The following is a 25,523-nucleotide window of genomic DNA, read 5'->3' as shown; positions in this document are numbered from 1 at the left end:
GTCAGCCGACCGCCCTCGCTTCGAGGGGGACGAACCGCTCCTCGACGACGCCGGCCGCGGCATCGGCGCGCTCGCCGACGGGCCGCAGGCGCTCCCCGGCATGCCCGGGCGCGGCCGAGACGTGCCCCGCGGCGTCGGGCAGCATCACGCGCGCACGGCGAGAGCGCGGCCAGCGCTTGCTCGCCGCGGTGAGCGTCACCTCGCGACCGGCGAGATACCCGTGCCCGCGCTCCACGCCCGACCACACCGGATCGGCGACCTCGAGCACCGCCTCGGCCTGCGGCCAGGGCCCCTGCACCAGCAGCACCGCGCCGCGGTCCCGCAGCCGTGCCGCCAGACGCGCGATCTCGCCGTCGGCGACCCGGCTCGTGGGACGCACCGCGACCACCGGGATCACCTCGGCGATCGTGGCGGTGACCGTCAGCCACCGCGGACCTGGATCGGGAACGAGCACGAGCCGTGACAGGTCGACCCCCAGCCCTTCGGCCGCCTCGGCGCCGAGCCGAGGCATCCCCACGACGGCGCACCAGGAGCCGGACTGCGATGGCTGCGCGAGCAGAGCCAGGAGGAGCGACGTGGACCGGGGCAGGGAGTACGCCGAGCCCGGACGCAGTCCGCCGCCGGGAAGGAGCGAGGCGAGGGCGGGGTGGACCGGCAGCACGGTCGGGTCGAGCCGGCGCCCCTGCACCCGCTCGAGCTGAGCCCGCAGTCGAGCGACCTCGCCCGTCACCTGACGGACCGGCTCCTCGACGTACGATGCCGTGAGCTGCACGATCCCTCTCACCCCCACAGAATAGAACACATGTTCTACTGCTTCAATCGCAGGGTACGAGAGTAACCCCCACTTCCGACAGTTATGTTCGAGAGTCGGGATTGCTCAGGAGGGCTTGCTCAGGCGGCGAGTGCGAGGTACGGTTCCCACCGCGGATCGGTGCGCTCGGTGCCCCGCACCGTCCACTGCGCACCGTGCGGCGGGCGCGGGGTGAACCGCAGCTCCCAGTTCATCTCCTGCGGGGTGCGGTCGCCCTTGATGTTGTTGCAGCGCAGGCAGCACGCCACGAGGTTCTCCCACGAATCCGCACCGCCCCGCGACCGCGGCAGGACGTGGTCGATGGTCGACGCCGCCTTGCCGCAGTATGCGCACCGGTGATTGTCGCGCCGCAGCACGCCGCGTCTGGTCACCGGAACGCGTCGCCCTCCCGGCACGCGCACGTACCGGGTGAGGATGATCACCGAGGGTCTGTCATAGGACCGTCTGGTGCCCCACACCGGATCTGCCTCGGTGTGTTCGATCACCGTGGCCTTCTCGTTCATCACGAGCACCAGCGCCCGCTTGAACGACACGACGGCGAGCGGCTCGTAGCCCGCGTTCAGCACCAGAGTGCGCATCGATCTTCCTCTCGAATGGCCGGGACGGCTTCTCGGTATTCGAAACAGCGACGATCGAGCGCGCAGGGGCATGAAAAAAGGCGCTGTCTACAGACAGCGCCTTGGCGCCACGGCATGGCCGTGGGGTCCACTCGTGCAATGCCGAAGGACGAGGCGTCCGAGCGCATCCATGGTGCGGATGCGTGGTGTGCAGCCCATCGGCTCCCTCCGCTCTCTCAGCGTCGGGATCAGGCTAACCCACCACAGCGGGGTGAGGGTCGAGCGGTGATGAACCCGTTATGGCGTGTCGACGAACGGATGCTCCCTCCGCACCGCGGAAGGAGCATCCGTTCGGGATCGAAAGGGTTCGTCCGGGATCGACGACGCTCAGCCGGCGTTGGCCTGAAGCCACGCCCATGGGTCGACGTTGGAGCCGTTGACGTACGTCTCGAAGTGCAGGTGGTTCGCGGTCGAGCGACCGGTGCTGCCCACGAGGCCGATGACCTGGCCCGCCTCGACGGTCTGTCCGGGGACGACCTGACGGCTGCCGTAGGTCATGTGCCCGTAGAGGGTGCCGACGCGCTGGCCGTTGATCACGTGCTCGATGACGACGGCGACGCCGTAGCCGCCGTAGCTCTCCTGCGACACCTTCACGACGCCGGAGGCGGCGGCGAAGATCGGCGTGCCGCCGGGCGCGAGCATGTCGACGCCCATGTGGGCGCCGCCGCGCGTGCCGAAGCCCTCACCCTTGGTGAAGTTCGTCAGCGGCCAGCGGACCGCGCCGTCGCCGGGGGCGACCATGCTGAGGTCGACCTTGACGCCGACCGACGCGGATGCCGTCTTGGCGGCGAGCCGCGCACGCTCGGCGGCGGCTTCGGCGGCCTTCTTCTTCTCGATCTCCTCGGCCGTGGTCGCCGAGTAGCTCTCTCGCGACAGCTCGGTCGCCGTCGCGTCGGATGCCGCGACGAACGACTGCGCGTCGTCCAGGGCCATCTGCTGGATCGTCACCGGCTCCTCGATCGGACGAGCCGCGGCGAAGGCGGGGATCGCGACGGTGGCGACCAGGCCGCCGACCATGCTCAGGATCACGACGCTGCGCAGCGGCTTGCGGATGCCGCCGCCGCGCTTGACCGCCGGCTTGGCGACCGTGGCGGTCGTGGCCGTGACGGTCGCGGGGGTCGCCGCGCGCGGGTGGCGGGACGCCGTGCGACGGCTTCGTGCACGTCGGGTGAGACTCGTCGCGTCGTTGTCGGGTTCGCTCGCGAGCGAATCGTTGTGTTCAGCCAAGTTTTCCTCCGGCGCCTCTGCGCCGGGTGGCGCTGGCTCGTCAGCACTCGGTGTTCGGGGCACGGTGTGCGGGCTTCACCACGCGTGGACGACGAGCCGTGAGAGGCAATCCGCGCGGGGTCCGTTGGCGGGCTTCTCGCCTGGTGGACTTTCCGAGGCTACCGGAAGGTAACGAATATGTCACGCTCCGCGCCTGGCAGAGTCCTGGGCGACTCGGGCGCACCGCCTGGCCGTCAGCGGCGGTCGTCGACGAGGAAGATGTGCGAGGCGACCTCGACGGGGAGCTCGAGCCCCTCGTCGCTGCCTTCCATCTGCACGAGCACGTAGCCCTCGCTGTAGCGGTAGTCGCCGGTCGCGCCGGGGACCACGCCGGCGTTCTTCAGCTGCTGCAGCAGCTCCGGGTCGACCTGCGCGGGCTCGGCGAGACGACGCACGGTGCCGGTGATCGGCTCCCCCGCGTCGTTCAGGCGGCGCACCAGTCCCACCACGCCCTGCTCGAAGCCGTTGGCCGGGATGTCGCCGAGCTGATCGAGGCCCGGGATGGGATTGCCGTACGGAGACTCGGTGGGATGCCCCAGCAGCTCCACGAGCCGTCGCTCGACCTGCTCGCTCATGACGTGCTCCCACCGGCAGGCCTCGTCGTGCACGTAGGCCCAGTCAAGTCCGATGACATCGGAGAGCAGTCGCTCCGCGAGCCGGTGCTTGCGCATGACGTCGACGGCCTTCTGCCGGCCCGCGTCGGTGAGCTCGAGTCGGCGGTCCTCCGAGACGACGACGAGGCCGTCGCGCTCCATGCGGCCGATCGTCTGCGACACCGTGGGTCCGGAGTGTCCCAGCCGCTCCGAGATGCGCGCACGCAGCGGCACGATGTTCTCCTCTTCGAGCTCGAGGATCGTGCGCAGGTACATCTCGGTGGTGTCGATCAGGTCGGTCATATCGCGGTGTCCTCGCTGTGGAAGGGGCTGATGACAGCCTATCTTCTGCCGCGGACGGCCCGACTCGAGGCATCCGTCCGAAGCAGGAGATGCGCTCTTGCACAGGACCTTTCCCGGGCGGTTCTCCTGTACGGGGCCACATCTCCTGTCGAGATGCCGCGACGCGGTGCTCAGACAGCGCGATGGAGCCCCTGAGCGACGGCGCGCATGATGAGGTCCTGGACCTCGTGCCACCGCTGGGTCACCTGCACAGAGGTGACGCGGATCACGCGATACCCCAGCAGCATGAGGGCGGCGTCGTGCGCGATGTCTAGTGCGCTCGTGCGCACCACGCCGCCCTGCCGCGCTACGGCGTCGACGATCCGGTTCACGCACCCGAGCATCGGCGCGCCGCCGCCTGCGTCGAGCCGGCCACCCCGATCTCGTGCAGAGCCGCGCCGGGCGGCCACCTGTGGAGGATGCGACGCCCACAGGACTTGTCGCGTTCCGCAGGAGGACTCGGCCTCATCCCTCCTGTGCACGCGCACATCTCCTGCTGGGAGATCGTGTGGCGCGACCGGCACCGACGCGAGGCATCCGTCCGAGGCAGGGAGGCGCGCTCTCTAGAATCGGAGGATGCCCCACATCGAGCTCCCCCGCGACATCCTGCCCGCCGACGGACGGTTCGGGTGCGGGCCGTCGAAGATCATCCCGGCGCACCTGGACGCGCTGGCAGCCCGCGGTGCCGCGCTGATGGGCACCTCGCACCGCCAGGCGACGGTCAAGAACCTCGTCGGCGATGTGCGCGCCGGTGTCGCGGAGCTGTTCCGGACACCCGAGGGCTACGAGGTCATCCTCGGGAACGGCGGCTCGACGGCATTCTGGGATGCCGCGGCCTTCGGCCTCATCGACGACCGCAGTCAGCACCTCGTGTTCGGCGAGTTCGGCGGCAAGTTCGCCAAGGCCGCCAAGGCGCCCTGGCTGACTGCGCCCGATGTCCGCGAGGTGCCCGCCGGAACGCGCACCGCCCCTGAGCCCATCGAGGGCGTCGACGTCTACGCGTGGCCGCACAACGAGACTTCGACCGGCGTGTCCGCCCCGATTCAGCGCGTCCACGGCGACGAGGGCGCGCTGACCGTGATCGACGCCACCAGCGCCGCGGGCGGCATCGACTTCGACGTGACCGAGACGGACGTGTACTACTTCGCGCCGCAGAAGAACCTCGGCTCCGACGGCGGCCTCTGGTTCGCTGTCGTCTCCCCCGCCGCCATCGAACGCATCGAGCGTCGTGCGGCGTCGGATCGCTACATCCCCGAGTTCCTGAGCCTCAAGCAGGCGCTCGACAACTCGCGCCTGAACCAGACGCTCAACACGCCGGCTCTCGCGACGCTCTTCCTGCTCGACGAGCAGCTCCGGTGGATCAACGGCAACGGCGGTCTGACCTGGGCGGATGCCCGCACCCGCGAATCCTCCCAAGCGCTGTACGAGTGGGCCGAGGCATCCCGCTACGCGACGCCCTTCGTCGCCGACCCCGCCGACCGCTCCCCGGTCGTCGTGACCGTCGACTTCGACGAGTCGGTGGATGCCGCCGCCGTGGCCGCGACCCTCCGCGCCAACGGCATCGTCGACACCGAGCCCTATCGCAAGCTCGGACGCAATCAGCTGCGCATCGCGACGTTCGTGTCGATCGAGCCGGACGACGTGCGACAGCTCATCCGCTGCATCGACTACACCGTCGAGCGCATGAGCTGAACCAGCGGATCCCCTCACCGATCCAACGAGAAGAGGGTGGGCCGTCCCGCGCGGGACGCCCACCCTCTGACGTTTCAGCGGATCAGCGAGTCACCGCCGGTCCTCCTCGTCGTCACCATCGGACTCGTCGTCGTCTTCGAAGTCGTCGTCCTCGTCGGACAGGTCAGACTCGTCGTCCTCGTCGTCCTCGTCGTCGTCCTCGTCGGACTCGTCGTCGTCCTCGTCGTCGAAGTCTTCGTCGAAGTCGTCGTCGTCCTCGTCGGACTCGTCGTCGTCCTCGTCGGACTCGTCGTCGTCCTCGTCGGCCTCGTCGTCTGCCTCGGCGAGCTCGTCGATGTCGACACCGTCGACGTCACCGGCATGCAGGATCGGCGATCCGTCGTCGTCGAAGTCGGACGTATCGAGGTCATCGACGTCGTCGAGATCCTCGTCCGTCTCGACATCGTCCTCAGTCGGCTCCGACTGGGCCGCCTCGGCGGCCGCCGCCTGCGCGGCCTGGTACTCCGCCAGGCGCACCGCCCACGGAACCCATTCCGGCGCGAGAAGCGCGCCATCGCCCGGGAGCAGCTCGACCTCGAGGACCGTGGGCTCTGCGCCTTCGACACGCGCGAGGCTCACTGTCCAGAACCAGCCCGGATACCCGGCGAGACGGTTCGTGAACCGCAGCGAGACGACCCCGTCGGCTTCCACGCGGTATCCCGCCGGCACACCGATCGTGGCCTCCGGCGTGATCTCCCGCAGTGCCGCGAGGGCGAGGTCGTGCGCCTCCAGCAGCACGGGGTCGGGCAGGACCTCGTCGCGCGAGGCGGCCTCGCCGGCAGCATCGGCCGGCTCGGGCTCCGCGTCGTTCGCGGCCTCGGCGTCTCCCTCACCAGCAGCCTCTCGCGCAGGAGCAGCCTGGTCCGCAGGCGCAGCCTCGTCCACGGCATCGGTGGCCGGCGAGACGTCCGCCTGGGGCGTGTCGTCCCCGACCGGGTCAGGCGTCGAGTTCATCCGCCACCTTGCGCAGGACGGCCGCGACCTTCTTGGCGTGCGAGCCGCTGGGGTAGCGGCCGCGCCGCAGGTCTCCGCCGATGTTGTCGAGCAGCTTCACGAGGTCCTCGACGATGATCGCCATGTCGTCGGCGGGCTTGCGCGTGCGCTTGGCGAGGCTCACGGGCGCCTCGAGCACGCGCACCGACAGCGCCTGCGGGCCGCGCTTGCCTTCGGCCACGCCGAACTCGAGCCGCGTGCCGGACTTCGGAGCAGGCGTGCCGGCGGGCAGGGCGGTGGCGTGCAGGAAGACGTCCTGGCCGTCATCGGAGGTGATGAAGCCGAACCCCTTCTCCTCGTCGTAGAACCTGACCTTGCCGGTGGGCATCAAGACCTCACTGAAAACGGGCGCCCCTGTCGGGGCGCCGGCGAACCAAAGCATGACGAATGCGGGGAGCTCGGTCCCCACCGCACCAGCCTACGGCACCGGGTGCGAGCACGCCCTTCCGATGACGGCAGCCGCTAGGCTGGGACGGATGAGCACGAAGTCATCGAACGAGGACGTCCCCGTCCGTCGGATCGACCGCATCCTGGCGTTCATGTCGCTGGGCCTGCTGGTGCTCTCCATCGTCAGCTTCTTCGCGATCATGATCGCCTCGTCGGCTGATGCCGACATGCGCACGGGCATCTGGCCCCTCGTCGGCGTCCTGGTGTACGTCGCGCCCATCGTCGCCTTCGCGCTCATGCTGGCTGTGCTCATCATGAGCTTCGTGCGGAGGGCGCGAGCCAACCGAGGGAGCTGAGTGATCTCGGACGCGCGTGCACTGGCGACGAGGCTGGCGGCCCGTGACGATGCGGCGCTGGCCGAGACTCTCGCGGCGCGCGGCGTCCTCCCGTCCGCCTCATGGCACGACTTCTTCGACGCCGCGGAAGGGCTGCTGGATGCCTCGTCCATCGACCGCGCCCTCACGCGCCTCGACCGCACCACGCTGATCGCGCTCGCGGACGGCGCGGCTCCCGCCGAGGGCCCCACCGCCGATCTGCTGCTCGTCGACGAGTCGGGGCGACCTTACGGCCCCGTGCGGGACCGCATCGACGCGGCGCGGGCATCCCATCCCGAGGCGTTCACGCCGGCCGAGCACGGGAGCGCACCGCCGGAGGCCGATCCGCACGCTGCCGCGGCGGCGGCCGAGCGGGCGTTCTCGACGGCCGGGTCGCTCGCCGACGTCCTGCTGGCGACCCTGCACACGCCGCTCGCCCGGACGGGGACCGGCGCGGTGAGCGCCGCCGACCGCAAGCGCCTCACCGAGAGCGGCGCGCTGGCGTCGCCCGATGATCTGGAGGATCTGCTCCTGTCCGCCGCGGCGGCGGGGCTCGCCGCCCCTCGGGACCGGGAATGGCTCGTGACCGAGGCCGGTGAACAGTGGCTGAGGGCGGCGACCGGCGCCCGCTGGACGGTCATCGCCGAGGGCTTCCGAGCGAGCCTGCCGGAGGGCCTGCGCACCGGGGACGGCGGCTTCCAGCCGCCCGGGTCGTGGCCCGGCGCGTATCCGCTGGATGCCTCCTGGCCGGACCGCGCTGCGCGACTCCAGCGCATCGGGACCCTGTGGGGTGTGTTCGGCGCGGACGGGGCCGAGTTCGCGTGGACCGCGCCCCTGCGTCGGGGCGCCCCGGCGGATGCCTCCTCGATGGCGCAGCACCTTCCCGCCGAGATCGACCGCGTCTACCTCCAGGCCGATCTGACCGCGATCGCCCCCGGTCCCCTGGCGCCTGCCCTCGACCTGCGCCTGCGGGCGATCGCCCACCGCGAGTCGCGCGCGCAGGCGTCCACGTACCGCTTCACGGCGGAGTCCCTCGGCGCCGGCATGACGGAGGGCGAGACCGCCGCCTCGATCCGCGAGTTCCTCGCGCGGATCTCGCTCACCGGCATCCCTCAGCCGCTGGAATACCTCATCGACAGCACCGCGGCTCGGCATGGACTCGTGCGCGTACGCGCGGACGACGCGTCCGGGCGCACCCGCGTGGAGAGCACCGACGCCGGCATGCTCGACACCATGGCCGTCGATCAGGCGCTGCGCCCGCTGGGACTGCTGCCGGACGACGGCGCGCTGACCTCGCGCGTCGCGCGCGACGCCGTGTACTGGACGCTCGCCGACGCCCGGTACCCCGTCGTCGCGCTGGATGCGTCGGGGCGGCCCGTGGGGGTGAACCGCCGCGAGGGCGACCCGGCGGCCGCCGCAGGAACGTCTCCCGCCGAGGACTACGGGCGACTGATCGCCACCCTGCGCAGCGGTCACGGGACCGACGGCGAGGAGGCGTGGCTCGGGCGCGCGCTGGAGCAGGCGGTGCGCACCAGGGCCGAGATCGTCGTGGTCGTGCGCATGCCCGACGGCACCGAGAGGTCGCTCAGACTCGAAGCGGCGGGCCTCGGCGGCGGTCGCCTGCGCGGACGGGACAGGGCGGCCGACATCGAGCGCACCCTCCCCGTGTCGAGCATCGTGAGCGTGCACGCCGTCTGATCCGCCGCCGGGCAGAACCGGCCACCCGGTCGCGCCGGTAGACTGGTCCGTTATGGCTGACGGCCCCCTCATCGTCCAGAGCGATCGCACCGTGCTGCTCGAGGTCGCCCATCCCGATGCGGAGAGCGCCCGCCACGAGCTGGCGATCTTCGCCGAGCTTGAGCGCGCCCCCGAGCACATCCACACCTACCGCATCACGCGGCTCGGCCTGTGGAACGCGCGGGCGGCCGGACACGACGCCGAGGACATGCTGGCGACCCTCGACCGCTGGTCGCGCTTCCCCGTGCCGCCGTCGGTCTCGATCGACATCGCCGAGACCGTCGGGCGATACGGTCGCCTGGTCATCGAGCGCAACGACGACGGCGAGCTGATCCTGCGCTCGTCGGATGCCGCGGTCCTGGCCGAGGTGACGAAGAACAAGCGGATCCAGCCGCTGCTCATCGGGCATCCCTCACAGGACACCTTCGTCATCGATGCGTGGGCCCGCGGCCAGATCAAGCAGGAGCTGCTCAAGATCGGCTGGCCCGCCGAGGATCTCGCCGGGTACACCCCCGGGACGCCGCATCCGATCGATCTGGCTGAGAACGGGTGGCACCTGCGCCCGTATCAGCGTCAGGCGGTCGACACGTTCACCGAGGGCGGGTCCGGTGTCGTGGTGCTGCCCTGCGGTGCCGGCAAGACGCTCGTGGGCGCCGGCGCCATGGCGGAGACCAAGACGACGACGCTCATCCTCGTCACGAACACCGTCAGCGCCCGGCAGTGGCGCGACGAGCTGCTCAAGCGCACGTCGCTGTCGCCCGAGGAGATCGGCGAGTACTCGGGACAGGCCAAGGAGATCAAGCCGGTCACGATCGCGACCTATCAGATCCTCACCGCGAAGCGGAAAGGACAGTACGCCCACCTGGCGCTGCTGGACGCCCTGGACTGGGGCCTGATCGTCTATGACGAGGTCCACCTGCTTCCCGCTCCCGTCTTCAAGCTCACGGCCGATCTGCAGGCGCGCCGCCGCCTGGGCCTCACGGCGACGCTCGTGCGCGAGGACGGGCGCGAGGGCGACGTGTTCAGCCTCATCGGCCCGAAGCGCTTCGATGCCCCGTGGAAGGAGATCGAGGCGCAGGGGTTCATCTCGCCGGCCGTCTGCTACGAGGTCCGCGTCGACCTTCCCGCCGGTGACCGCCTCGAGTACGCCGCCGCCGCCGACGAGGACCGCTACCGTCTCGCGGCCACGGCGCCGGCCAAGATCGGCGTCGTGCGCCGGCTGGTGGAGCGCCACGCCGGCGAGCGCATCCTCATCATCGGGCAGTACCTGGACCAGATCGACGTCCTCGCCGAGGCGCTGGACGCGCCGAAGATCACCGGGCAGACGCCGGTCGACGAGCGCGAGCAGCTGTACCAGGCGTTCCGTGAAGGCGAGATCAGCGTGCTGGTGGTCTCGAAGGTCGCGAACTTCTCGATCGACCTGCCGGAGGCATCCGTCGCCATTCAGGTGTCGGGATCGTTCGGCTCGCGCCAGGAGGAGGCCCAGCGCCTCGGCCGCCTGCTGCGTCCGAAGCAGTCGGGTCACACGGCGAGCTTCTACACGCTGATCGCGCGCGACACGGTCGACCAGGACTTCGCGCAGAACCGTCAGCGCTTCCTCGCCGAGCAGGGCTACGCGTACACGATCCTCGACGCCGACCAGCTTCAGGCGGCCTGACGCCCCATCCGCTCGAAGAAGTCCCGGATCAGCGCCTCGACTGCGTGCGGGTTGTCGTCCGTCATGAAATGCGCGGCGTCCGGGGCCTCCACGAACTCGACATGGTCGGCGTACCGCGCCGTGTCGCCGCAGTGCTCGCGGACGAACTCCGCGGTGAGCGGCCTGTCCTTCGATCCGAAGGCGTACAGTGCCGGAACGCGCAGCCTCTGCCTGCGATAGCTGCCGCCTGCCATGCGGGGCATCTCCGAGAAGACGAGCCACCGGTAGATCTCGTTGGTCGCCGCATCGATCTCGGGGCGTCGCTGCGGCGCCAGGTACGTCTCGACGGTCGCCGGGGACATCGGCCTCGCCACGTACGGCGGCTCGAACAGGTGCGCGATGGACCGGCCCCGGCGATGGAACAGCAGCGGCGGGATGTGGCGCATGGCGGGGACCATTCCGACGGTGATGGGCATGAACGGCGGCGGCACAGACAGGATCACCATCGCCTGCACGCGCTCGGGATGCGCATACGCCAGGTGCGCCGCGGTGAGTGCTCCCAGGTCGTGTGCGACGAGTCGTACCCGCTCCAGCTGCATGGCATCCATGAGGGCGAGGAGGTCGTCCAGCTGGGTCAGGCGCGTCATGCCCCGTACCTCCGCACGCGTCCATCCCGCACCACGCAGGTCGGGACAGATCACGCGATAGCGCTTCGCGAGTCCCGCGCCGACGGTGCGCCACTGCCACCAGTGCTCCGGGAAGCCGTGAAGCATCACGACCGGCTCCCCCTCGCCGGCGGTCGCCACGTGGGTCGTCAGACCGGGAGTCTCGATGAACAGGTGGCCGAACCCCGCCACCACCGGCATGTCCGGTGGGGCCACGGCGGGCGACCGGTTCGCGGAGCGGGCGGTGGAAGCGGGACGCGACTGTGCAGCGTCCATGATGCCCTCCAGTTCTGTGGTGGATGTGTTTCGTACGAATTCTACTACGCTTATAGTTCCGAGTCACTATAGGTGTAGTCCGCCTGCTACGCTCGCCTCGTGCCGACCACCCGCGAACGCGCCCTGGATGCCGCCGTGCGGCTCGTAGGCGATCAAGGCATCCGCGCTCTCACCCATGCCCGGGTGGACGACCACGCGGGTCTCCCCCGCGGCTCGACCTCGAACCACTTCCGCACGCGCGCCGCCCTGCTGTCCGGCGTCACCGCTTGGATCGCCGAGCAGGAGACGCGCGACATCGGCGCCGTCCTTTCGCAGCCGTTCGACGACCTCGACGGCTTCATCGACGTGTACAGCGCCGCCATCGAACTCCTCACCGGCCCGCACGCGGTGCGCACGCGCGCGCGATACGCCCTCTTCCTCGACGCAGCGGCCGAGCCTGAGCTCTTCGCCCCACTGCGCGCGCAGCGGGAGGGGATGGCGGCGTGGGCCAGGAACCTCCTCGTCGCACTCGGCGCACGGCATCCGGACGCCGCGCTTCACGCCTTCATGGCGTTCAGCGACGGCATCGTCCTGCACCGGCTGAGCGTGGATCCGACTGCGCCCGTGCGGGAGAGCGTCGCGGTTGCGGTACGCGGCTGCCTCGCGGCCTGAACCCCCCGTATCGGGCCGTTCCGGTCGATATCCAGCCAGCGCATGCCAACCCTCGACATAATGAGGGCATGACCGCACCGCGCATCCTCGTCGTGGACGACGAGCCGAACATCCGGGATCTGCTGATCACGAGCCTGCGATTCGCCGGTTACCAGGTGCGCGCCGTCTCCAACGGCGCCCAGACGATCTCGGCCGTGCTGGAAGAGGAACCGGACCTCATCATCCTGGACGTCATGCTTCCCGACATGAACGGGTTCAGCGTCACCAAGCGACTCCGCGGCGCCGGATACACCGCGCCCATCCTGTTCCTCACCGCCAAGGACGAGACCGAGGACAAGATCACCGGCCTCAACGCCGGCGGCGACGACTACGTCACCAAGCCGTTCAGCCTCGACGAGATCGTCGCCCGCATCCAGGCGATCCTGCGCCGCACCATGCAGGCCGACGAGGAGTCGGTGATCCGCGCCGGCGAGCTGACGATGGATCAGGACACGCACGACGTGCAGGTGGGCGACGTGTCGATCGACCTGAGCCCCACGGAGTTCAAGCTGCTTCGCTACCTCATGCTCAACCCCAACCGCGTGCTGTCGAAGGCGCAGATCCTCGATCACGTGTGGGAGTACGACTTCAACGGCGACGCCGGCATCGTGGAGAGCTACATCTCGTACCTCCGGCGCAAGATCGACCCGCACGCCTCGGAGCCGCTCATCCAGACCAAGCGCGGCTTCGGCTACATGCTGAAGGCCGGCAAGACCGCCTGACGGGCGCCGAGCGAAGGGGGCGACCGAGCTGGCAGACAAGCCCGACATGGTCACCCGGTGGTGGCGAGGCACGAGCCTGCGCGCGAAGGTCACCGGGGTGACCGTCGCCGTGCTCGCGCTGGGTCTCATCGGCACCGGCGCGGGCGCGACGCTGTTCCTTCGCACCGCCCTCATCGCGAACCTCGACAGCACCGTGCAGCAGGTCGCGACGACCGAGATCGGCGTGAATCTTTTCGACATCGAGACCGTCGATGACGACATCACCGCGCGCGCGAAGACCGACGTGCCGCGCTCGGATTACCACGTCGCGCTGTACCAGGCGGCGGCTCCGGGCAGGTTCCTGGCCTCCGCAGGGGGCGGCGGCCCCGACCCAGACTTCCCGCCCGAGTTCTCCCTCGAGAGGGCCTACACCGAAGGCACCGGAGCGTTCGAGCTGCAGGATGCCGCGACGGGCGCCCGCTTCCGCGCCAGCGTGGCTCCGCTCGAGGCGCCCGGCGGCATCCTGCTGCCGCAGCTGGTCGCCGTGCCGGTCGCTCCGGTGAATCAGGTGGTCGCGACCTTCCTCGGGATCTACACCATCCTCGCGATCATCACGATCGTCGTCGGCGCCTTCGCGACCCGGGGCCTGGTGACCCTCACCTTCCGCAGTCTCGGCCAGGTGGAGTCCACCGCTGACGCCATCGCGGCGGGCCACTTCAGCCAGCGGATGACCGACATCGAACCGACCACAACCGAAGTCGGCCGCCTGAAGACGGCGATCAACGCCATGCTCGACCGTGTGGACGCGGCCATCTCCCAGCGCGACGCGACGGTGCGGCAGATGCGCCGGTTCATCGGCGACGCCAGCCACGAGCTGCGCACGCCGCTGGTGACCGTCCGCGGCTACGCGGAGCTGTACCGCATGGGAGCCGTCCGCGGCGACGAGGACATCGCCCAGTCGATGGATCGCATCGAGAAGGAGGCGATCCGGATGGGCCTGCTCGTGGAGGACCTGCTCGCTCTGGCACGCCTCGACGAGCGTCGCGACGTCGTCATCGCTCCGGTCGATCTGCGCCCCATCGCCCGCGATGCCGCCCTGGATGTGCGCGCCGCCTCGCCGATGCGGCCCGTCACGGCCATCGACACCACGGTCGTCGACGATGAGCCGGCCGAGCGCGAGGACACGTCGCCGGCCGCCGAACCCGAGCACAAGCGGCGGCCGGGCAGTCCCTCCGCGATCGCCCGTGCCGGCGCCACCCTGTCGCTCCTGCGCCGCCGCTCCAAGCCGGCACCGGGGAGCGAGACCGACGGCATTCCCACCGGCCAGATGGCTGCGCTCGCGCCGGCGGAGCATCCGGATCCATCCGAGCCGCTGCTTCCCATCGTGCTGGGAGACGAGAACCGCATCCGGCAGGTGGTGACGAACCTCCTGGGCAACGCCCGCCGCTTCACCGCCGACGACTCCCCCATCGAGCTGCGCGTCGGAGTCGACACCCGCGCACGCATGGGCTGGATCGAGGTGATCGACCACGGCGAGGGCGTTCCCGACCAGATCAAGGACAAGATCTTCCAGCGCTTCTGGCGGGCCGACACCTCGCGCACCCGCGAGACCGGCGGATCGGGCCTGGGCCTGTCCATCGTGGCGTCGATCGTGGAAGCGCTGCACGGCACGGTCGACGTGCGCGACACCCCCGGCGGCGGGGCGACCTTCCGGGTCGCGCTGCCCCTGGCCGCGCAGCGGGATGCCGCAGAGCACGTCGACCTCGAGACGCAGCCTCTGGCACGCCCGCGCACGACGGGACCGTCGGGCCGGTCCTGAAGCCACTGCCTCCGCGTCCTCGCGCGCGGGCTCCTCCACATCCCACGCCATCCGGTCGCGGTCCACCGAGCCCGGTTGCGCACCGCAGCGCCAGCTGCGCCCGCTCTAGCTTTCCGACAGGAGGTCCGGCATGCGCCCGGACCCGGAAAGGAGCACGATGGCCGTCTTCTCCGTCGACAGTGACGCGGTGCTGGCCAGCACCGCGGCCGTGCGGGGCACGATCGACCGGCTGCAGGCCGAGTCCAACGCGATGCTCGCGCAGCTGACACAGCTGCAGGGCTCGTGGACCGGATCCGCCTCCGTCGCCTTCCATACGGTCGTGGACCAGTGGCGGGCGACTCAGCGACAGGTCGAGGACTCGCTCGCCGGGATCAATGCGGCCCTCTCTGCCGCGGCACAGCAGTACGCCGACACGGAGCTGGCCGCGGCGAGCCTGTTCCGCTGACGCCGCACAGACGCCGATGGGCCCCTCCCGGAGGAGGGGCCCATCGGTGCAGTCGGTCGACCTGTGTGGGCTGGATCAGAAGTCCATGCCGCCCGTGGGGTCGGCCGGAGCGGCGGCAGCCTTCTCCGGCTTGTCGGCGACGACGGCCTCCGTGGTGAGGAAGAGGCCGGCGATCGACGCGGCGTTCTGCAGCGCCGAGCGCGTCACCTTCGCCGGGTCGATGATGCCCTGAGCGAAGAGGTCGCCGTACTCGCCGGTCGCCGCGTTGAGGCCGTGGCCGGCCGGGAGCTCCGCGACCTTGTTCGCCACGACACCCGGCTCGAGACCGGCGTTGAGGGCGATCTGCTTCAGCGGAGCCTCGATCGCGACCTTGACGATGTTCGCACCGGTCGCCTCGTCGCCCGAGAGCTCGAGCGACTCGAAGGCCTTCTTGCCGGACTGGATGAGCGCGACGCCACCACCGGGGACGATGCCCTCCTCGACGGCCGCCTTCGCGTTGCGGACGGCGTCCTCGATGCGGTGCTTGCGCTCCTTCAGCTCGACCTCGGTGGCCGCGCCCGCCTTGATGACGGCCACGCCGCCGGCGAGCTTGGCGAGGCGCTCCTGGAGCTTCTCGCGGTCGTAGTCGCTGTCGGTGTTCTCGATCTCGCGGCGGATCTGGGTCACGCGGCCCTCGATCTGCGCCGTGTCGCCGGCACCCTCGACGATCGTGGTCTCGTCCTTGGTGACGATGACCTTGCGCGCACGGCCGAGCAGGTCGAGGGTGGCGTTCTCGAGCTTGAGACCGACCTCCTCGGTGATGACCTGGCCGCCGGTGAGGATCGCGATGTCCTGCAGCTGCGCCTTGCGGCGGTCGCCGAAGCCGGGGGCCTTGACGGCGACCGACTTGAAGATGCCGCGGATCTTGTTGAGCACCAGGGTGGCCAGCGCCTCACCCTCGACGTCCTCGGCGATGATGACGAGCTCCTTGCCGTCCTGGATCACCTTGTCGACGATGGGCAGAAGGTCCTTGATGTTCGAGATCTTCTGGTTCGCGATCAGGATGTACGGGTCCTCGAAGACCGCCTCCTGGCGCTCCGGGTCCGTGACGAAGTAGGGGTTGATGTAGCCCTTGTCGAAGCGCATGCCTTCGGTGAGCTCGAGCTCGGTGCCGAAGGTCTGCGACTCCTCGACCGTGACGACGCCCTCCTTGCCGACCTTGTCGATGGCCTCGGCGATGAGCTGGCCGATCTCGGCGTCAGCGGCCGAGATCGACGCGGTGGCGGCGATCTGGTCCTTCGACTCGACCTCCTTGGCGCCGGCGAGCAGCTCCGAGGTGATGGCCGCGACGGCCTTCTCGATGCCGCGCTTGAGCGAGATGGGGTCGGCGCCGGCCGCGACGTTGCGCAGGCCCTCGCGCACGAGCGCCTGAGCGAGGACGGTCGCGGTGGTGGTGCCGTCACCGGCGACGTCGTCGGTCTTCTTGGCGACCTCCTTGACGAGCTCCGCGCCGATCTTCTCGTACGGGTCGTCGAGCTCGATCTCCTTGGCGATCGAGACACCGTCGTTCGTGATGGTGGGGGCGCCCCACTTCTTCTCGAGCACGACGTTGCGACCGCGCGGGCCGAGGGTCACCTTGACGGCGTCGGCCAGCGTGTTGAGGCCACGCTCGAGACCGCGGCGGGCCTCCTCGTCGAAAGCGATGATCTTTGCCATGTGTGTGTCGTCCCTCCGGAACGTTGGCTTTGGGTGTTAGCACTCAACAATAGCGAGTGCTAAATCATTCTGGCACTCGCACCTACCGAGTGCAAGCCACGGGGACGGACGCCGAAACGCACGGAAACGGGATGCCTCGCGGCATCCCGTTTCTTCGATCCGGCTCAGGCGACGACGCGCACCGACTCCGCCTGCGGGCCCTTCTGACCCGCGCCGACGGTGAACTCCACGGCCTGTCCTTCTTCGAGGACGCGGAAACCGGTCATGTCGATGTTCGAGTAGTGGACGAAGACGTCCTGGCCGTCGGCGCCGGTGATGAAACCGAAGCCCTTCTCGGCGTTGAACCACTTGACGGTGCCCTGGGTCATGCGAAATCTCCTGTTGCCGGCGGTACTGGGCTTCATCGTATGCACCGGCCGCGGCGCGTTCCCGGGTTTTCGCCACTTGTTGACGCGCGGGAACACAACTGTTTACCCGGCGGAAACACTCACGCCGGGCGGCCCCTCGGAACGGTCAGGGAGTGGGCGCCGGCGTCTGCCCGGCGGCGGTGCGGTCCAGCCCGATGACGACGGTTAGCTGCCGGGCATCGGGCTGCGCCGGCTGGTAGGCGTCGCTCTGCTCGATCGCCGCTCCGCCGATCACGCCGGCCAGGCCCGCGGCCGCGCCCTCGTCCTCGGGGTTGAGGTAGAACACCGTCGTGGTCGGGAAGTCCTCGGATCCCGCCTCGCCCGCAGTCACGGCGTCGGCGAGCCAGCCTGCGGAGACGATGTCATCCTTCGTCTGCGTGGCCAGGCCCTGCTCGGGCGTGGCGTTGAGGACGAGCACGTGGTACGAGGTGTCGACCACGGGAGTGACCTGCGGCACCGGGGTCTGCGTCGCGGTCGGCTCGGGACCCAGTTCGATGCGGCCGGAGGCCAGCAGCGTGCCGAAGATGCCGACCGCGATCAGCACCACCGTCGCGAGCGCGGCCCACAGCAGCACGACCCAGCCGCGCATGCGCGGATTCTCCGCTCGATGTGCGCCGACTCGGTCTGCGTCCGGGAGGTCGTCGAAGCGATCCCGCGGGAAGGTCGAACTCGGCACCCGACGATGCTACCGGGCCGGACCGGAGGAACCGTGCGCGTGTCAGCGCGCGTCGGCGGCGCGGCTGAGCCGCTCCTTGAGCCGCTCGTCCCGCAGCCGCCGCAGGCGTTTGACCAGCATCGGGTCGTGCGCCTGCGCCTCGGCCGTGTCGATCAGCCGACCGAGCAGCTGGTAGTAGCGCGCCGGCGAGATGCCCAGTTCCGCGCGGATCGCCTCCTCCTTGGCGCCCGCGTGCCGGCGCCATTCCGCCTCGAAATCGAGGATGGCGCGGTCGCGGTCACTGAGGGGCACGCGGTTACGTTAGCCCGCGGCATCCGATCCGCCGGCGCGCCACTCCACGAACCCGCCGAGTGGATCCACGGCGGCCAGCGGCACGCCGTCGCGTCCGAGCACGAACCCGCTCCACACGTCGGGGTCCACAGGAGGCCGCCACGCGTCGTGCAGCCCGGGCGGGTCGATGGAGATCCAGACCGCGTCCAGTTCGCGAAGCGTCCGCAGGAGGCGATCCCGGCCGGCGCGGGGAATGTGCGGGAGGACGCCGGGCGTCGTGACGACGAGGGTCGCGCCGGCCGGCGCGCGCTCGATCAGCGCGAGCAGGACCTCGGGGTCGGTGGCGTCGCCGGGAACGAGCAGCGGCGGATCGGTCGCGGCGATGTCGAGGGCGGCTTCGATGCGCTGAGCCCGGCCCTCCTCGCCCGGCCACACCAGCGCGGTGAGGAAGCGGCGGTCGGCGGCATCCCGCGCGTCCAAGGGGCTCAGGTCGACGCCCGCCCGCCACACCACGTCGGGCATCCTCAGCGGAGGATCGCCGGTCACGGTGCATCCCAGCAGCACCGGCGAGGCCCCGCCGGGCGGATCCAGCGCCACGACGTCGCCCGCGTCGGTCGGGCGGAACCGGTACGAGTAGCGGTCCGGGTAGAGGCACAGACCCGCGCTGGCCCCGATCTCCAGCAGAGCGACCGGCCCGTCGAGGGTCGCCAGCGCCGGCAGCAGCGCCGCGCAGCGCTGCGGCTCGTTCGTCTGGACGCTGCGCACCGAGACCTCCGCCACGGCGTCGTCGGCATGTGCTCGCAGCCATGTCGCCCACGATGCGAAGTCGCGCTCCGGGGCGCCGAGCATGCGGGTGACGGCGAAGACGAGCGGCGGCTGTCGCCGGGTCTCGGGGATGCGGGCGATGATCGCCGCGATCTCCTCGTCGGCTGCGACGCCGGCCGCCCATCCCGCGTACAGCTCGGAGCGTCCTGGCGCCTCGTCACGGGCGAACCGCGCGTAGCGCTCCGCGACGGCGACCACATCCGTTCCCACTCCGCCATCCTCACGCACCGGAGCCGCTCACGGGGAACGCCCAGCGCGGACGGAGCGGCCCGTCCAGCGCTGAGGTTGAATGGAGGGGAACGAGGAGGATTCATGACCTACGCCGTCGACAAGAGCGAGGAGCAGTGGCGAGCCGAGCTGACGCCGGAGCAGTACGCGGTGCTGCGGCAGGCCGGGACGGAGCGCCCGTGGACCGGTGAGCTGCTGGACGAGCAGCGTGCCGGGCTGTACACGTGTGCGGCGTGCGGCGCGGAGCTGTTCCGCAGCGGCACGAAGTTCGACTCGCACTGCGGATGGCCGAGCTTCTACGAGTCGGTCCGCCCCGAGGCGGTCGAGCTGCTGGAGGACCGCAGCCACGGGATGGTGCGCACCGAGGTGCGCTGCGCCACCTGCGGCTCCCACCTCGGGCACGTCTTCCCCGACGGCTTCGGCACCCCGACCGGCGACCGCTACTGCATGAACTCGATCTCCCTCGGCTTCACGCCCGAGGAGAGTGCGTGACCGTTCCCACGCTTCCTCCCCGGCGCGTGGGACCGGCATTGGAGGCGATGCGCGCTCGGCGCTCCTGGTCCAAGGTGACCGGCGAGGCGCCGACGCACGCGGAGCTGGTGCGACTCGTGTCCGCGGCCGCCCGCGTCGCCGACCACTCGTCGCTCCAGCCGTGGCGGCTGATCGAGCTGCGCGGCGACGACCGCGAGCGCCTCGGCCGGGCCATCAACAAGGCGCTCGGCGAAAAGGGCTCCTCGTCCAAGCCGCTGCGCGCGCCGCTGCTCATCGCCATCGTCGCCTGCTACCGCAAGAGCGACAAGGTGCCGAAGTGGGAGCAGGAGGCCGTCGCCGCGGGGGTCGGCCATGCGCTCAGCCTGCTGCTGGATGAGGCCGGGTGGGGGGTCATGTGGCGCACCGGCCACTACACGCGATCCAAGCCCGTCGCCAAGGCGCACGGCCTGGCGAAGAACGAGAAGCTGCTGGGCTGGCTCTACGTCGGCGGCAAGCCGGAGTCGTCGCGGCCCGAGCGCCGCAAGGACGTCGACGGCCGCGCCTTCCTGTCCCGGATGCCGCAGCCCACGGGGGCCTGAGCACTCAGCGGCGTCGCCGGCGGCTCCACGGCACCACTGCCACGACGACCGACGCCATCGCGACGGCCACCATGGCCAGCTGCTGCGCGAGCCCCGGCGACGCCGGCGCGGGCCACACGAGGTCCAGGACGAGCGAGGTCACCAGCTGGCCGACCACGGTGCCCAGGCCGAGCAGCAGCACGCCGGTGTACTGCACGATCGCGGCCGCCATGAAGATGTAGACGACGCCCATGGCGCCCCCCAGATAGAGCCAGGGATCCGGAGGGAATGCCGCCGGCGGGCGCGTGACCGACACATGGATGAGCGCGGCGACCGTGAGCAGGATCGTCCCCCCGGTGAAGTTCACGAGCGTCGCTGTGAGCGGCGTGCCCACCCGCTGGCGCAGTCTGCCGTTGGTGGCCTGCTGCCACGCGATGCCCATGCCGGCGAAGAACGGCAGCACGAGCATCCACAGCGGCACCTCGGAGAGCCCGTCGCCGACCAGCGCGAGGCCCACGGCGGCCAGTGACAGCGCTCCTCCGGCCAGTCGTGGTCCCGTCACCGCCACCACACCCGCGGGCCCGAAGCCGACGCGGTCCAGCAGCAGCCCGTTGACCGTCTGACCTGCGACGATGCCGACGGTGAACAGGGATACCCCGATGACGCCGACGGCCAGCCCCTGTGTGGCGACCGTGAAGGCGCCCGCGGCGCCGCCTGCCAGCATCCACCACGGGATGTCGCGCTCGCGCAGCGCCGCGACGAGCCGGGCGAATCCGGCGCGTCCCGACGGCAGGAGTGCCGACAGCACGATCAGCAGCACCAGTCCCGACCCGAACGAGACGACGGCGGCGACGAAGCCGTTCTCCAGGCGCACCCCGAGGGTGCCGTTGATGCGCGCCTGGATCGCGGTGAGCATGCCGATGGTCGCGGCCGAACCGAGGGCGACGGCGGCGGACATGCGGCGTTCGGTCACTCGTCCCATGATGCCGTCATCCGGCACGAGGCGACGCATGGCGACGTCCGGTTTACGCTGGAGCGTGGCCGTCTCCGCTCGCACCCGCACGCTGCTCGCCTGGCTTCCGGCGGCCGTGCTCACCGTCATCATCGCGGGTGTCGTCGTGGCGTCGATGGCGATCCAGCAGTCGTGGTGGACGCAGGAGCAGCCTGCGGCATCCGCGGATCAGAAGGCTGCCGACGGATCGACGATGCTCACGGACGCCGGCTTCGACTACGTCAATGTCGAGGGCATCGTGCGCGTGCGCGTCGGCGAGGGCGGACTGCCGGCCACAGAGCTCGGGCTCCCTGCCGACGGCGACAAGTCCGCGGAGTTCCGCCGTCCCGTGCGTGCGATCATCGCCGCCGGTGAAGACGTGTTCGTGCTGGACGACATCGCGAGCCTCACAGCGGCGTCCCGGGACGGCCGGCTCATCGCCGTCACGCTGCGGCCCGACGTCGTCCGCGGCTGGCCGGGAGCCGTGGCCTACCTGCGGGGCCTGTCCGCGGAGTTCGGATGGGATGCCTCGCAGCTGGACCGACTGGGCGACGATCTGGCGGAATTCAACCGCGCGGGCGACGGGACGACCTTCACCGCCACCATCGGGCCGTCGGACGGCACGGCGCAGATCAGCGGCACGCTCACGTTCGACCGCGAGACCGGCGCCACGCCCGTGGAGATCACCTTCGCGCCGGCGGCGTGACGAGCTGATGGATGCTCAGCGGTAGGCGGCCTCGTAATGGACGTCGCCCGCCTCGAAGAAGGCGTAGCGGATGCCCTTGACCAGCCTGACCTCGTAGTCGACCGGCGCTCCGTCCGCCGTGAGCGAGGTGAGCGTCAGGCCCCCCGATTCCAGAGGCAGCATGCCTTGCAGCAGACCCCGCACGCGCGCGTCCACCCGCACGTCGAAGGACATGTCGCCCGCTCCCGTCTGGACGACGCTGTCGAAGCGCGAGGCCTCGCGCCCCTCGGTGAACTCGAGCAGCTGCTGCGCGGAGACCATCGGCACATCCAGACGCAGCGCCGCCTCCATGAGCGTGCGGTCGAAGTCGTCGCTGAAGTCGAAGTGCGTTCCGAACGCGCCGTAGTATCCGCGATCATCCCGCGCGGCGGCGATGAGCCCCTCGATGGCCTCTGCTGATCCGAGCCATGTCTCGTTGACCAGATGCGACTCCTGCTGGAAGACGTTCAGCATCCGGCCGTGGAGGTCGCTGAACCGCATGGGCAGTGCCGAGCCGGTGAGGTACCCGGGTTCCTCTCCGACCCAGTCGGGCGGCCAGTGGTAGTAGTTCATGTCGAGTCGCATGCCCCATCGCTCCTGCTCCGCCGGCAGACCCAGCCAGTCGCTGTAGGCGATGCAATGCAGTCGATGACCGGTCTGGGGCGGGAGCGCGGGGAAGCGGCGCCGAAAGTCCAGGACCGAGGCGACGAACGCCGCATCGAGCGACGCTTCGGTCCAGTCGCGGCAGTCGGTGGTGACGTGCACGCCGATATCGAACCCCGCATCGGCGTAGCTCCTGGCGTCGTCGGCGGCCAACGGCGTCGACGGGTACAGCCACGTCGTCGCGCGAGGGCACTCCCACGCATCCACGTCGCATCCTGGGTCGGAGGCGGCGAGCATCCGGTCGAAGAACCGTGCGGAGCCGTCCCACGTCCCGTGGTCATCCGCGGTCATGACCAGTGCGGCCTCCTCACCGTGAGGCAGGTACCAGAACCGGGGCAGCGGCGAGGTGTCCGCGTGCAGTCCGATGAGCACGTTGCTCAGCAGCCGCATCTGCTCGTCTGCTTGGGGGATGCCGATCTTCGAGAGGTCCAGATAGTCGGCCTCTCCGTCGGACCCCATGAAGAGATCGTTCGCACGGATGGGCGCGAGAGCGTCGTTCTCCTCCCCCGCCCTCGCCGGATCCCCCTGCCGCGTGTACATCACCGAGGTGGCGAGGTCGTAGCTGAAGGCGGCGATCCGGCCGCCCGCGGTGCCCACTTCGGTCAGCGTCACGGCGGGCAGCGCGCCGGGGCCCTGCGGGTCGGCGGTCAGCGCGGCGACGATGCGGCTCGTCGGTGCGGCCTCGTACACGAGCGCGTCCCCGTGGAACTGCATCGGGCCGGCGGTGATCCCGGCGCCGGGCGGCTGGGACGTGTCGATCGCGAGATAGGCATCGGCGAGCGTCTCGCCGGTCGCCGTCAGTCCGGCCAGCTGCGACAACGGGCCCTGCGGCTTCATCGCGATCAGATCCCCGCCGCCTCGGACCCACGACTCCAGGGCGGCGACGTGGGGTCCTGTCGCGCTGCCGGCGCCGAGAAGGACGACGGCATGGCCGGCGAGCGCGTCATCGGTCACCTGCTCGGGCGTGACCGTGTCGAAGCCGGTGAAACCCTCGGCGCGAAGGATCTCGGCCAGGTAGGCGTCGCGCGTCTGCTCGCGTGCCACCAGCAGGATGCTGCCGCCCAGTCCCTGCGCGGGATCCGGCGCGGGCGGCACGGTGAACGACCACGCGTCCACGACGGCGTCCTCGGAGGACCGCGTCTGCACCTGCACCGCGTACTGTCCGACGGGAAGCGGCGCGTCGGGCGTGAACGACACCGTTCCGCCGTCCTGGGTGCTGCGTCCGGCGATGACGTCACCGTCCTGCAGGACCGCGATGGTGAACTCCTGCCGGGGGCTCAGCCGCCCGATGTCCAACCGGGCGTGGATCCCGGTGCCGGCGGGAACGGTCGCGGAATCGGGAGCCGGGTGCCGGGCCACGACGTGGGCATGCGCACCGCCTGCGGCGATCGCGAGAAGGGCGGAGGCCCCCGCCACGGCCAGACACATGAGAAGGACCAGCGCCGCCGGATGGAACCGGCGAGGCGGCTCTCGCGGACTGGAGGAGCTCGGCGCCGCCGGCGGCGCCGGGCGCGCACGGGCGTGCTTCTCACCGCGCGATCGGTCCGAGCGCTGGTCTTGGCGCTCCTCCACGCGTCCGGGAAGGATCAACGCGTCTCCCCCCAGGGCGGCTCGGGCACCGCTCCTGCCGAAGAGACGACGGATCGCCATGCGTATTACGCCACTCCGCGTTGCTTTGCCGGATCTTGAGCCGGCCACAGGATGGAATCGGACACCGAGCCGGCTACGGGACTCGAACCCGTAACCCCCTAATTACAAGTTAGGTGCGCTACCAATTGCGCCAAGCCGGCAGAGCGCTCAGTCTACCGGGCTGCGGTGCGCGCCCGACGACCGGGCGGGCGTCAGGATGCGGGCGTCGGTGTGGGCGTGGCCGTGGGCGTCGGGGTCGGCGTCGCCTTGTAGTAGGCATCGCTCGCGACCGTCAGCACGAACTGGGCGAACTCCTTCGGGTCGTCCAGTGCGCCGACGTACTGCGTGCCGTTGACGAGCACCATGGGCGTCCCCGTCAGCGAGACGCCGTCGGTGCCGGGCAGCTCCTTGAGCGCCCGCTCGGTCGCGGTGCGCGCCCATGAGACGTACGACTGCTTCTCGATGCACGAGCGGACGACCTTGGGCCCGTCGACGCCCGAGGCGATGGCGAGATCGGCGAGCTCGGTGTCGGTGTAGCCGTCCGATTCGACGTCGGGCTGCTCTGAGAGCAGCGCGTTGTTGTATGCGAAGAAGTAGTCCGGGGAGTGCTGCGCCACGCAGGCCGCGGCCGCGGCGGCGCGCAGGGAGTACTTGGTGCCGTTGGACTTGGCGGTCAGCATCGCCACCGGGTAGTACGACAGCGTCGCGGCACCCTCGCTGACCCACTCCGACAGCTGCTCGACATTGGAGAGCTGGAAGTCGCGCGAGCCGGTCGAGAGGTAGTCGACGTACACGCGGATGTCGACCGCCGGCGCGGCAGTGGGCGTCGCGGTGGGCGTCGGCTGCTCCTCGGGGGCGGCTTCGGCGGTGGGTGTGGCCGCCGCCGCCTCACCCGCTTCGGCGTCGGCTTCGCCGCCGGCGAGCCCGACGCCGGTCACACCCGTCACCATGAAGCCGTCGTCGACGACGTTGGCCGGGCTCATCACCGGACGGGACGCGCTCGAGGAGACCGTCCACGTCACCACGACCGCGGCGGCCACGACGACGGCGATGGCGACGACCGCCAGCGAGACGCGGCGGATGATGCGCGCCCGCGACTGTCGCGCCTTCACCAGCTGCGCCTTCTCGCGCACCGCGTCGCGGCGCTCGCTGGTCGCGGCGTTCGATGACTCGTCGCTCGACATGGAACCTCTCGGGACGGAAGATTTGGCCGATTGATCGGCGGTTGCCGCACGGAAGGCGGCCGTCCACGATGCTAGTAACCCACCCTGGGAAATGCCCAG

Annotated in this window: 27 protein-coding genes and 1 tRNA gene; 11 read left to right on the top strand and 17 right to left on the bottom strand. The window is 70.5% G+C overall.

Going from position 1 to position 25,523, the window contains the following annotated elements:
- Window position 1: 1 nt before the first annotated feature.
- The 5 genes from imuA' to AC5RVZ_RS03915 form a co-directional block, all read right to left on the bottom strand.
- On the bottom strand, window positions 2–775 hold the full coding sequence (gene imuA' / locus AC5RVZ_RS03935; protein ID WP_494064732.1) for a DnaE2-dependent mutagenesis accessory factor ImuA': 774 nt from the start codon (window positions 773–775) through the stop codon (window positions 2–4).
- A 116-nt stretch (window positions 776–891) separates the two neighbouring features.
- Window positions 892–1,389 carry an HNH endonuclease gene (locus AC5RVZ_RS03930; RefSeq protein ID WP_494064457.1) on the bottom strand — a complete coding sequence of 166 codons (498 nt, stop codon included), beginning with the start codon at window positions 1,387–1,389 and terminating at the stop codon, window positions 892–894.
- A 366-nt stretch (window positions 1,390–1,755) separates the two neighbouring features.
- Window positions 1,756–2,655, bottom strand: coding sequence for a M23 family metallopeptidase (locus AC5RVZ_RS03925; RefSeq protein ID WP_494064456.1), 900 nt, complete (start codon window positions 2,653–2,655; stop codon window positions 1,756–1,758).
- A gap of 233 nt (window positions 2,656–2,888) precedes the next feature.
- Window positions 2,889–3,590, bottom strand: a complete 702-nt coding sequence (locus AC5RVZ_RS03920; RefSeq protein WP_494064455.1) for an iron-dependent transcriptional repressor DtxR — start codon at window positions 3,588–3,590, stop codon at window positions 2,889–2,891.
- Between the two features lie 170 nt (window positions 3,591–3,760).
- The gene (locus AC5RVZ_RS03915) at window positions 3,761–3,961 is read right to left on the bottom strand and encodes a putative endonuclease domain-containing protein (RefSeq protein WP_494064454.1); all 201 of its coding nucleotides are present in this window, start codon (window positions 3,959–3,961) and stop codon (window positions 3,761–3,763) included.
- 244 nt (window positions 3,962–4,205) lie between these two features.
- On the opposite strand from AC5RVZ_RS03915, the gene serC reads away from it, so the two are divergent.
- On the top strand, window positions 4,206–5,321 hold the full coding sequence (gene serC, locus AC5RVZ_RS03910) for a phosphoserine transaminase (RefSeq protein ID WP_494064453.1): 1,116 nt from the start codon (window positions 4,206–4,208) through the stop codon (window positions 5,319–5,321).
- 90 nt (window positions 5,322–5,411) lie between these two features.
- On the opposite strand, the gene AC5RVZ_RS03905 is transcribed toward serC, so the two are convergent.
- A complete protein-coding gene (locus tag AC5RVZ_RS03905) occupies window positions 5,412–6,314 on the bottom strand; it encodes a DUF3027 domain-containing protein (protein ID WP_494064452.1) in 903 nt (300 codons plus the stop codon).
- Window positions 6,298–6,681: a cold-shock protein gene (locus AC5RVZ_RS03900; RefSeq protein WP_494064731.1), complete on the bottom strand. Its 384-nt coding sequence runs from the start codon at window positions 6,679–6,681 to the stop codon at window positions 6,298–6,300. Before AC5RVZ_RS03900 ends, AC5RVZ_RS03905 begins: the two co-directional genes overlap by 17 nt.
- A gap of 148 nt (window positions 6,682–6,829) precedes the next feature.
- Here AC5RVZ_RS03900 and AC5RVZ_RS03895 point away from each other — a divergent pair, with 148 nt between their 5' ends.
- Genes AC5RVZ_RS03895 through AC5RVZ_RS03885 form a run of 3 tightly spaced genes read left to right on the top strand, consistent with a single transcriptional unit; the run spans window position 6,830 to window position 10,508 of the window.
- A complete protein-coding gene (locus AC5RVZ_RS03895) occupies window positions 6,830–7,096 on the top strand; it encodes a multidrug ABC transporter ATPase (RefSeq protein WP_494064451.1) in 267 nt (88 codons plus the stop codon).
- The gene (locus AC5RVZ_RS03890) at window positions 7,097–8,812 is read left to right on the top strand and encodes a helicase-associated domain-containing protein (RefSeq protein WP_494064450.1); all 1,716 of its coding nucleotides are present in this window, start codon (window positions 7,097–7,099) and stop codon (window positions 8,810–8,812) included.
- Between the two features lie 52 nt (window positions 8,813–8,864).
- A complete protein-coding gene (locus AC5RVZ_RS03885; RefSeq protein ID WP_494064449.1) occupies window positions 8,865–10,508 on the top strand; it encodes a DNA repair helicase XPB in 1,644 nt (547 codons plus the stop codon).
- Here the strand turns inward: AC5RVZ_RS03885 and AC5RVZ_RS03880 are convergent.
- Window positions 10,496–11,428, bottom strand: a complete 933-nt coding sequence (locus AC5RVZ_RS03880) for an alpha/beta fold hydrolase (RefSeq protein WP_494064448.1) — start codon at window positions 11,426–11,428, stop codon at window positions 10,496–10,498. The two genes, AC5RVZ_RS03885 and AC5RVZ_RS03880, sit on opposite strands and share 13 nt — an antisense overlap.
- 99 nt (window positions 11,429–11,527) lie before the next feature.
- On the opposite strand from AC5RVZ_RS03880, the gene AC5RVZ_RS03875 reads away from it, so the two are divergent.
- The 4 genes from AC5RVZ_RS03875 to AC5RVZ_RS03860 all read left to right on the top strand — a co-directional run bounded on the left by AC5RVZ_RS03875 (window position 11,528) and on the right by AC5RVZ_RS03860 (window position 15,083).
- Window positions 11,528–12,079, top strand: a complete 552-nt coding sequence (locus tag AC5RVZ_RS03875) for a TetR/AcrR family transcriptional regulator (protein WP_494064447.1) — start codon at window positions 11,528–11,530, stop codon at window positions 12,077–12,079.
- Between the two features lie 68 nt (window positions 12,080–12,147).
- On the top strand, window positions 12,148–12,840 hold the full coding sequence (locus AC5RVZ_RS03870; RefSeq protein WP_494064446.1) for a response regulator transcription factor: 693 nt from the start codon (window positions 12,148–12,150) through the stop codon (window positions 12,838–12,840).
- Between the two features lie 46 nt (window positions 12,841–12,886).
- Complete coding sequence (locus AC5RVZ_RS03865) at window positions 12,887–14,638, top strand: sensor histidine kinase (protein ID WP_494064445.1); 1,752 nt, start codon at window positions 12,887–12,889, stop codon at window positions 14,636–14,638.
- Between the two features lie 157 nt (window positions 14,639–14,795).
- Complete coding sequence (locus AC5RVZ_RS03860; protein WP_494064444.1) at window positions 14,796–15,083, top strand: WXG100 family type VII secretion target; 288 nt, start codon at window positions 14,796–14,798, stop codon at window positions 15,081–15,083.
- Window positions 15,084–15,158: 75 nt separating this feature from the next.
- Here the strand turns inward: AC5RVZ_RS03860 and groL are convergent, their stop codons facing one another.
- From groL to AC5RVZ_RS03835, 5 genes are all read right to left on the bottom strand, one after another.
- Window positions 15,159–16,778 (bottom strand): chaperonin GroEL, encoded by a 1,620-nt coding sequence (gene groL / locus AC5RVZ_RS03855; RefSeq protein ID WP_494064443.1) that lies wholly within the window; start codon window positions 16,776–16,778, stop codon window positions 15,159–15,161.
- Between the two features lie 164 nt (window positions 16,779–16,942).
- Window positions 16,943–17,146, bottom strand: a complete 204-nt coding sequence (locus tag AC5RVZ_RS03850; protein WP_494064442.1) for a cold-shock protein — start codon at window positions 17,144–17,146, stop codon at window positions 16,943–16,945.
- 145 nt (window positions 17,147–17,291) lie between these two features.
- On the bottom strand, window positions 17,292–17,774 hold the full coding sequence (locus tag AC5RVZ_RS03845) for a LytR C-terminal domain-containing protein (RefSeq protein ID WP_494064441.1): 483 nt from the start codon (window positions 17,772–17,774) through the stop codon (window positions 17,292–17,294).
- Between the two features lie 129 nt (window positions 17,775–17,903).
- A complete protein-coding gene (locus AC5RVZ_RS03840; protein WP_494064440.1) occupies window positions 17,904–18,152 on the bottom strand; it encodes a DUF3263 domain-containing protein in 249 nt (82 codons plus the stop codon).
- Between the two features lie 9 nt (window positions 18,153–18,161).
- On the bottom strand, window positions 18,162–19,166 hold the full coding sequence (locus AC5RVZ_RS03835) for a DUF2332 family protein (protein ID WP_494064439.1): 1,005 nt from the start codon (window positions 19,164–19,166) through the stop codon (window positions 18,162–18,164).
- Window positions 19,167–19,268: 102 nt separating this feature from the next.
- Between AC5RVZ_RS03835 and msrB the strand changes: the two genes are divergently transcribed.
- Window positions 19,269–19,676, top strand: coding sequence for a peptide-methionine (R)-S-oxide reductase MsrB (gene msrB, locus AC5RVZ_RS03830; RefSeq protein WP_494064438.1), 408 nt, complete (start codon window positions 19,269–19,271; stop codon window positions 19,674–19,676).
- A 47-nt stretch (window positions 19,677–19,723) separates the two neighbouring features.
- Entirely contained in the window at window positions 19,724–20,254 is a 531-nt protein-coding gene (locus AC5RVZ_RS03825) for a nitroreductase family protein (RefSeq protein ID WP_494064730.1), read from the top strand.
- 4 nt (window positions 20,255–20,258) lie between these two features.
- Here AC5RVZ_RS03825 and AC5RVZ_RS03820 read toward each other — a convergent pair whose 3' ends face one another.
- Window positions 20,259–21,206: a DMT family transporter gene (locus AC5RVZ_RS03820; RefSeq protein ID WP_494064437.1), complete on the bottom strand. Its 948-nt coding sequence runs from the start codon at window positions 21,204–21,206 to the stop codon at window positions 20,259–20,261.
- Window positions 21,207–21,270: 64 nt separating this feature from the next.
- Between AC5RVZ_RS03820 and AC5RVZ_RS03815 the strand changes: the two genes are divergently transcribed.
- The gene (locus tag AC5RVZ_RS03815; RefSeq protein WP_494064436.1) at window positions 21,271–21,930 is read left to right on the top strand and encodes a hypothetical protein; all 660 of its coding nucleotides are present in this window, start codon (window positions 21,271–21,273) and stop codon (window positions 21,928–21,930) included.
- A gap of 15 nt (window positions 21,931–21,945) precedes the next feature.
- Here AC5RVZ_RS03815 and AC5RVZ_RS03810 read toward each other — a convergent pair whose 3' ends face one another.
- From AC5RVZ_RS03810 to AC5RVZ_RS03800, 3 genes are all read right to left on the bottom strand, one after another.
- The gene (locus AC5RVZ_RS03810) at window positions 21,946–24,261 is read right to left on the bottom strand and encodes a hypothetical protein (protein ID WP_494064435.1); all 2,316 of its coding nucleotides are present in this window, start codon (window positions 24,259–24,261) and stop codon (window positions 21,946–21,948) included.
- A gap of 67 nt (window positions 24,262–24,328) precedes the next feature.
- A tRNA-Thr gene (locus AC5RVZ_RS03805) sits at window positions 24,329–24,401 on the bottom strand.
- Window positions 24,402–24,452: 51 nt separating this feature from the next.
- Window positions 24,453–25,424 (bottom strand): DsbA family protein, encoded by a 972-nt coding sequence (locus AC5RVZ_RS03800; RefSeq protein WP_494064434.1) that lies wholly within the window; start codon window positions 25,422–25,424, stop codon window positions 24,453–24,455.
- Between the last annotated feature and the right edge of the window lie 99 nt (window positions 25,425–25,523).

Source organism: Arthrobacter sp. Cza30 (assembly GCF_059090765.1).
Note: the sequence above shows the minus strand (reverse complement) of the source record. Positions and strands in the feature narration are given on the sequence as shown.